A 266-nucleotide genomic window follows, 5' to 3' on the forward strand; every position below is an offset into this window, starting at 1 on the left:
GGGTGCGGCAGGCTACAAGCAGGGCATCGCGATCCCCGGCGATGGCGGAGTATGGGAGCGTCTCTGCAACAAGATGGCGACGGGCGCGGGAAAGACCACGGTGATGGCGATGATCATCACCTGGCAGGTGCTGAACGCGCTGACCTATCCGAAGCGGAACAAGGATTTCAGCCGTGCGGTGTTCATCGTGGCGCCCGGCCTAACCGTGAAGGAACGGCTGCAGGTGCTATTGCCCAGCGAGGGCAGCTATTACGACGAGTTCAACC

The 266-nt window shown here is 62.0% G+C and carries 1 protein-coding gene; it reads left to right on the plus strand.

The features are described from left to right. The coding region (locus tag AF337_RS11825; RefSeq protein WP_152971002.1) for a P-loop NTPase family protein at positions 1-266 on the plus strand (266 nt) is incomplete at both ends.

It is taken from the genome of Rhizobium ecuadorense, assembly GCF_001187535.1.
Lineage (GTDB): Bacteria > Pseudomonadota > Alphaproteobacteria > Rhizobiales > Rhizobiaceae > Rhizobium > Rhizobium ecuadorense.